This is a genomic window from Candidatus Cloacimonadota bacterium (assembly GCA_020532355.1).
Classification (GTDB): Bacteria; Cloacimonadota; Cloacimonadia; order Cloacimonadales; family Cloacimonadaceae; genus UBA5456.
Map to the genome: position 1 here is coordinate 1 of JAJBBD010000195.1, position 4527 is coordinate 4527.

Genomic DNA, 4527 nt, shown 5'->3' on the forward strand with positions numbered 1-4527 from the left:
ACCTATCGAAAACTCATATTTAGTTTTAGTAATGCCTGTGCCCGTATTGATACTTATCTCCGAAACTGCAAAATCTGCTATGACTCCTTTGTATCTGCTAGCCAGTACCTTGTGAAGCCATAGCCTACCGTTATATGGGTCATGGAGAACAAAACAATCGCTGCTGACAAAATCTTCATTAACTCTGTATGACGAACCATTGATACCTGTGATCGTATGGGGATCAAATGGCCAACTCGCATCAGGATTCATAACACAGATTTTAGGGTATTTTTCCCATTGATTATTTGAGGAATTTTGAAGATGTTCATTAAAAATATAGTAGTTATCTCCAACGGCTAAATCGCTAATGTGCCTGATCCCACTTCCAGAACCTTGCACTGGCAGCCATTGCCATGGACATATCTCTTGGACGCTCATTCCATCCCTAGAAGGAATCGGTTTTTTCCTAATAGCCAACTGGAATATTGATGAATGAGCTGGAGATGGAAGGTCATCTTGACTGATATAGTATCCAATCACATTCTTTGATGCAACTGGTTTAAAAGGTAGCCACGAGTTGTTCGGATTGTTAACAAAATTACTGTATGATACTTGGCCACCAAAGCCTTCATAATTCGTAAAAGGTCTCCAAACATTACTGAAATTATCAAACCATTGACCCCATGCACCATATGGAGCCCCCGAGCTATCCAGATCAAAATTGTCAGAATAAACAACAACGTCCCTTGCAGAAGCAAGTCTGTACCTTCTAATTCCCGGGTTACTATAGCTTTGAGTTACCCATTGCTTTCCATTGTACCTGCTAAACAATATCTTATTTACATCTATATTCTGCTGACTCCTTTTATAGTTATAGTACTGGGTGAGATTATCAAGAGTAGATTTAGTGTTAATAGACCCTGTGGTTATCCCAGCTTCCAAGACCTGAGGATTATAAAAGTCGTCAGTCCAGCTATACACCTTATATTCTTGAGATGTATTATTTACATATGATTGACGACCAACAATGTAGTCATTACCCGCATAGTTTAAAAAAGCATGGCTTATATTGTCATTTTCGTTGTTATCAAAAATTGGCATATATAGGTGTGAGTATTGCCCACCACCGCCACTAAGGAGTCTCCACTTTTTATCTTGTGATTTACTATACAGCCGGAATGTCCGATCAGCATTGCCGGGGCTGAATATATTCTTATAAGCGAACCAATTGTTGTTAGCCACCATTCTTGTCCAGTTAAAAGATTGATGGATTGTACTCGTACCAGAAGGTCTGTTTGAAAGTGTTGTGTTAATAATCCATCCTTGAGCTAAATCATCCCATTCCCAAAAAAAGAAGCGAGATACTTCAAGATTCAATGAGGTGTATTGATCGGAATTATAAGCAATTAGAAAATCTTTGCCAGATGTCAATCCATTAATATGAGCATAGGGCTGCGTTTCTTCAATATACGGCTGAGTAACTATCCAAGAAGATCCGCCATATAATGATAACTTGTCTTTTCTGTATATTACTACACTAGGGTTATCTACGCCAGAATTTATTGTTGCAAAGAAATCATCTTGCATCGTTATAACAAGGTTCAGGTCAAACTTATCTTGCACGATTTCGTCTATTTCAGAGTCTAAGTAACCGGTGCTGCCCGTATACACATTATGAGAAGTATTGCTGTATGTATGCAACAATCCCGAGGGAATCCAAACTCCATCCCAGAGGAAGGCATAAATCTGAGCCCTTCCCGTGAACTTGTACCAGCAAACAACTATGTAATCTGATCCAAAATACATATAAGGAGTTGTAACAAACGTACCATCAGGAGGCATCAGACCAATTTCTCTGGCTTGAGTTTCAGCTAGTCCATCGCTACTTAGATCAAGTCCTTGAAAAATCGGGGAGTGTAAAATAGAACCGCTGGAAAAGAGATTAGACTGATTGTCCAGATAACTGAAGCCAATTGAAGCACCACTAGGTAAAATCATATTTGTCATTGCACCAAGATTACCAGAGACGTCGTTGCTATACTGGAATGAGTATCTATCTCCCACTTCATTTCGTTCGTTGTAAAAAGAGATGTCAGTAAGCTTTCGCTTTGCGGTTCCATCCCAAGGCAAGACCGAGACATCATAGTTAAATTTTGCCTTGGATATGATAATATTTTCTGAGTAAGTGGTTATGTTATCCAAAACCTTGGAGATAACTTTTTCTTGGTAGGGATCTCCCCAATTTGAATTTTCAGAATTCTCACCATATAAATCTTGGTCTGTAAGCTCTTGTCCTGCTCTACTGACATACTCAAAAACTACCTGTCTACCATATGTATCCGTGATATTTGCAAGATATGATGATCGTGTATATCTTAAAACATGATCAAGACTGGGATCATTTTGAGGTAATGCTCCCATCGTGCTACCGATCCGTCCAACATTGGCTTCGTCAGACATATATTTATAATAGATTTTCTCACCCCATGTGTTTTCAACTGTAGATAGGTTCCATGTTGTGGGGTAACGTTTCTGTCTATCGTTGTCTGTTTGAGTATTTACTAATCCACAGCTGGGTGTCCAAATAGAGTTACCCCACCTTACACCCCATTGAATTGCATTCAACGGTTCATCGTCAAGATTCGTTAAATCTAAACCTCCAAAAGTCTTGGTTGTCCCATTATCATCAACTATCAACCATTTTTCTGAGTCTTGATAGTATGTGATCTTCCATGGGCGATAATTGACAAGTGCAAAGCTCCTTGTGTTCAAGGTATTATCAACGCTAATGCAGGATAGTTCATATGAACCATTGGAATCAACAAAATAATATGTGTCATCGGATGTAGAAGTCGTATTGTTATTATTCACAACAATAGTCTCATAAACCATAGTCCATCCAAACCCTAAAACGCCTGTTGATCTGAAGTGATTGGATTGCTTGTATTCAATGCTAGTATTATTACTATTATATTTTGCACTAACTATAACATCGAGTCCATTTTTGCCTGACAAACTAACAAGAGTTATAGGGAATGAGACATCCCCTGTAAATGTGTTAACAAAGTTACTTGCCCCAAGTTGATTTCTACTGCCATTATCTGTTTGGCTAACCGAAAGTATGTCACTGGATTGAGTGTTGAAAAAGCCTGGATTGTTTTCATCAAGCGATGTGTTAATGCCTTCTTGGCAGTATAACGAGACGTAACAACAGATGAGTATTAATGCGATCAATAAATACTTAAGATATTTCATTATTCCTCCATATACAGAGATGCGTTCTTACCAGTGTTATAACTCAAAATATTACTTTCATACTTACTCATCCTATTGATGTAACCATTGTAGTCATATTTTGAGACTCATGAAACAGGAAGAGGAGTTACGACAGTTATTCATAATCTTTATGACTTACTTGTCCTGTATCAATACTTTCAAACTCTCATTCTCTTTTTTCAGCTCAATCACATGAAGAGTGAGCTCTTCGATCTTTTGGAGAAGCATTGCTTGCACTTCACTGATGTTGATTCCATCTTGGGAAACCTGTTCTGCGCTTGGAATACCCGGAAGATGTCCGTTTTTACTAATGAAGGATTCAACTTCATTCAATGACATCAGGTCATAGTTTTCTTTGAAAACATGATCAGGCCATCCGTTATTATATGTTTTCACATTTATCTCTGTGGCATAAACTTTCCCGTTAACAGCTAACCTGCACCCGGTGGGGAATTCATCAGATCCGATGCCAATACGCCCCGTGTCTAATACTATGAAATCATATGATCCATGAAACCCGGGATTGGGGGTTATACCATGGCCAACAAAATCGTAATACAGCTTGCTATTGATACCTCGCTTGTGAAAGCCTGTAGACCAATAATTACCAGAAGAACCATCCCTCCATGAGAACACAAGCGAATCCGGGCTTAGCATATAGTTCTTTTCCAGTACGACAGAACCGCTGCCATCATCAATAACAATCCCACCCTTAATTGAGCCTTTTACTTCTAACTTCTCGGTAGGGTAGGCAATCCCGACACCCAAAGACCCGTTAATGCTATAGATATCATCCTCTGCAAAGCATGTAGTGATACCGATTGTCAGCATGATCACTGATAACAACAAGGTACGTTTCATTTTTCCTCCTAATAGGAACGTTTTAGTAGTTTATAATATTAACCAAATCAAATAGAGGGAGATACAGGGAAATGATAATAATTGAGATAAACAAGCCTACTGCAGTGATAATGACTGGTTCAATTATAGCTGATATAGTATCAGCAACAGTATCTAGCTCTTTATCATAGAACTCTGCTATGTATACCAATATATCTTCAAGTTTTGCAGTGGTTTCTCCAATTGAAATCATCTCTGGCACCATATCAGGGAATACATCGGTCTGCCTGAGAGAGTATGCAAGGCTCTTACCCTTGTTAACCGATTCAATGCAATGTTCGAGTTTGGTGCGAAAATATGAGTTATGCGAGATTTTAACGCTTACGCGTAGAGAATCGCTTAGTGAATTACCACTCTTAATCAGTAACC

3 protein-coding genes are annotated in these 4527 nt (G+C 38.7%); all 3 read right to left on the reverse strand.

The features are described from left to right. Positions 1-3237: hypothetical protein (locus tag LHW48_06940; protein ID MCB5260192.1), on the reverse strand; the 3237-nt coding region annotated here is incomplete at its 3' end. Between the two features lie 156 nt (positions 3238-3393). Next, positions 3394-4119, reverse strand: a complete 726-nt coding sequence (locus LHW48_06945; protein MCB5260193.1) for a hypothetical protein — start codon at positions 4117-4119, stop codon at positions 3394-3396. A 22-nt stretch (positions 4120-4141) separates the two neighbouring features. Next, positions 4142-4527 (reverse strand): type II secretion system F family protein (locus LHW48_06950; protein MCB5260194.1); only part of this gene is annotated, 386 nt, incomplete at its 5' end.